At 36.5% G+C, this 3,865-nt stretch carries 3 protein-coding genes; all 3 read right to left on the bottom strand.

Annotated features, from left to right (window positions below):
* Positions 1–1,067: lamin tail domain-containing protein (locus Q0037_RS00580; RefSeq protein ID WP_297513814.1), on the bottom strand; the 1,067-nt coding region annotated here is incomplete at its 3' end.
* Between the two features lie 175 nt (positions 1,068–1,242).
* Positions 1,243–2,529: a hypothetical protein gene (locus Q0037_RS00575; RefSeq protein WP_297513811.1), complete on the bottom strand. Its 1,287-nt coding sequence runs from the start codon at positions 2,527–2,529 to the stop codon at positions 1,243–1,245.
* Between the two features lie 24 nt (positions 2,530–2,553).
* Positions 2,554–3,865: gliding motility-associated C-terminal domain-containing protein (locus Q0037_RS00570; RefSeq protein ID WP_297513808.1), on the bottom strand; the 1,312-nt coding region annotated here is incomplete at its 5' end.

Here is a 3,865-nt window from a genome sequence, read left to right as displayed (position 1 = left end):
GTGGTGGTGGCACACTGTCCCGCATTGGGGGTAAAGGTATAGGTCGTCGTAGCCGTATTGTTTAGTGCAGGCGACCAGGTTCCGGTGATCCCGTTGTTTGAAGTGGTAGGTAAAGCTGCTAAAGTCGCTCCTGAACAAATCGGTGCAACCGCCGTAAACGTGGGCGTTACCGGTCCATTCACCGTAATGGTCAAGGTCGTGGTGGTGGCACACTGTCCCGTATTAGGTGTAAAGGTATAGGTCGTCGTAGCTGTATTGTTTAAAGCAGGCGACCAAGTACCTGTAATCCCGTTGTTTGAAGTGGTAGGTAAAGCTGCTAAAGTTGCTCCCGAACAGATGGGCGCTATAGTGTTAAAGGTCGGTGTTAATACAGAAGGAATTGGGACACAAACTCCTCCATTACAGTTTCCAGTTGGTGAGGCATTATTTATAGTCCAAGGTAATGTTGCCGCATTAAATGTACTTACAAATGACCAAGTAGAAGACCCATCTTGCTGCCTGAAAATTAATACGGGAGTAGAATTCGGAATATAACTAACAATGGCAGGATTAGTAGCATTGATTTGAGTAGGTGTTGGCAAAGAACTAACTGGTGAACCCGTAGGTAAGCAAAGTGTTCCAGGGTTGTAATCGGCTGGGTTTGAATTAATATTTGCAGCACTACCACTCCAATACACACAATCAATAGGTACTCCAGATGCATTGTAAAGGGCAACCCATCCATCTACATTGGCAATTACTGCGTTACTTGCATAGACACATCGATCGGGTGCAGTAATTGGGATGTCTATATTCCCCGCCAATCCTGTACCTGGTACTGGCGAAGCTAAAACAACATGCCCACCAGGAGGAATTAGAGCGCTTGGTGAATTGGGTATACGAAATGTAATCCCAGTGACTACACCACTAAATCCATTTTGTTTGGCAGCAATGTAATATCCCGTAATATCGACTGGAAAACAATTTTTGTTGTAGATTTCAATGTATTCTTTAGAACCCGAATTAATCAATCCATTAGGTGGCGTTGTAGATAATCCATCAGGGCGAATGTAAACTTCATTTATCAAAATCTGACTGTTTATAAACAGTGATGAAAATAGCAGAAGTCCTAAAAGTAATTTTGATTTCAACATAGCAGAAAATTGGTTGATATCAAATTTAGAATAGCTTTACAAGATTTCCTCTTTCTGTTATCTAAAAAAATGATTACGAAATATTACGAAATAACCTAAATTCTGATAATCAATGAGTTGGCAAAATTTCTTTAATAAGTTGTAAAACGAGTTCTAATCTATTTTGAACTGCCTTACTACCCTTATCAGTACCTTGAATATGAGTTTTTAGAAGCGGCATAAAATTATCAAGGTGCTTTAAAAACACATCTTTCACTTGCATTTTATCCAATAACAAATCTAAATCTTCAATAATAATATTGGTAGCGTCAGTAATTATTTCATAATATCCTTTATCATTTTCAAAAATTGTTTCAGGAACAAGTTTTACATCCGGATAATTTTTATGAATATATTCAATCATTCGAAATCGAGCTACCGCAAGATCACTATTGTATATCTTAACATTCATCTTTTTTGCAACTGCAAATAAAATCCAATAACTAAAAGGTTGCAAAATTTTAGAATTCTCAATTGCAATTAACTTTTGACGGGTCTCATCAAATCGAATCGTTAACTGTATTTTATACTTTTTTTCGATAGTATCATACCTAATGAAAACCGAATATAGCTGTGCTGATGCATCACTTGACTTTGATTCATTATCAACTACCTCTTTAGAAATAGGAAAACTTGTTGATAGTGATTGACTATGAACACAAACAAATCGATCCAAAAACAATACTATATTTTGAAGTAAAAAAATAGTGCTGACAAAAAACAAGATTAAAAAATAGGGATACAACCACAATAAGACTTCATGGTAAATCTTTGACAACGGAAGTGCGACTTGGGTAGCAACAATCAATACAACAATAATTTGAAAAAAATAAATACTGCCTTTATTTGACAAACTTAATTGCATTGACCTTGACAATACATAACCAAACAACACTAAAATGATTGTTGAAATTATGGAATCAACAACAATAAGTGCAATTTGAAATACTTGCCCTGCATTTGATGCTAATTTGTCAAAAACAGTAAATAATGAAATAATTACACCAAAAAATAAAAAGATGATCATTACCCAGTTTTCCTTTTTTTCATAAAATCGATGAAGATGTTTAATTTTATAAGGAAAGTAAATAATAGAAGAAAGTAAGAAGATATTACTTAGTGAAGACAGAATACGGTCATTGAATAGAAATTTTAACGAAAATTCTGTTTGATCGGTAATTTTATAAAGTCCTACTAAAAAAAAGGAAAAAGAAAACAATGCAATAAATAAAACTGCTTTGCTAAACTCCCCTCCTATTCTTTTTTTTGTTGCATCTAAAAATATTAGAATAAATCGAATAGAGAAAAGTAAAGTGGTTAAGGTTAGGCTAAGAATATAAAATTGCTTGTAAGTCACTTTTTTTTCTCAAACTTACAAAATTTAATATTCATGTATTAAATAAACCCATCCGGTTTTTGGCTTATTATTCATAAACTCGATATAATAGTAATAGGTGCCGTCAGGAAGACGATTTCCTTGCATCGATTTCCCATCCCATTCATTTTTATAATTAGCCTTTTCATAGACAACTGTTCCATATCGATTAAAAATCTTTACATATTTCACCTTTAAATTGGATAAATCAAAAGTGTCATTAAGACCGTCATTATTGGCTGACACACCTTTTGGAATTTTACAATAAGTATTTTCTACAAAGTAAGAATATTGTTTTTCGCAAGAAGAATTATTGTAAACAACTGTATAGGTTCCTATTTGGTCTGCAACGATAAAACTTGTATTTCCTAAAAAAATAGGATTAGAACCTACATTATCATAAAACCATGAAACAGTTCCATTTTGAGGTGCAGGCAATACGCGTAACACATATTCTTCACCTTCACAATCACCTTGAATTAGAAGTTGGGGAGCAGGAACAACAACTATAGTTTGGGTAGAAATAGAAGCACATTGGCCTATATTGGGTGTAAAAGTATACGTTGTGGTTACCGTATTGTTCAAAGCGGGCGACCAAGTTCCCGAAATACCATTATTAGAAATAGTTGATAGTTCCAGTAAAGTATCACCTTCGCAAATTGGTGCTGTAGAATCAAACGTTGGAACTTCTAATGCATTAACTGTAATTGTCAAACTTATCGTCAAAGCACATTGTCCCGCATTTGGAGTAAATATATGCGTCGTCACTCCAACTTGAGTAGTTGAAATAGATGGCGGACTCCACGATCCAGTTATACCATTTGTTGAAGTTAATGGTAAAATAGGTTGAATAACTGGTGCTCCTTGGCAATAAGTTTGATTAGCTATCGCAAACGTTGGAGTCACCTGCGGATTGACCGTAATGGTTAACGTCGTGGTGGTCGCACACTGACCTGCACTAGGCGTAAAGGTATAGGTCGTTGTAGCGGTGTTGTTTAGTGCGGGCGACCAAGTACCTGTTATCCCGTTGTTTGAAGTGGTAGGTAAAGCTGCTAAAGTCGCTCCCGAACATATCGGCGCTACAGCAGTAAAGGTTGGCGTCACCTGTGGATTGACCGTGATAGTCAAAGTCATGGTGGTCGCACACTGTCCCGTACTAGGCGTAAAGGTATAGGTCGTCGTAGCCGTATTATTTAAAGCAGGCGACCAAGTACCTGTAATCCCGTTGTTTGAAGTGGTAGGTAAAGCTGCTAAAGTCGCTCCTGAACATATCGGCGCTACAGCGGTAAAGGTTGGCGTCACCTGTGGATTTACCGTG

The sequence above is a fragment of the Flavobacterium sp. genome, from assembly GCF_027482425.1.
In the GTDB taxonomy this organism is placed as follows: Bacteria; Bacteroidota; Bacteroidia; order Flavobacteriales; family Flavobacteriaceae; genus Flavobacterium.
This window is presented reverse-complemented; position numbering and strand designations above follow the sequence as displayed.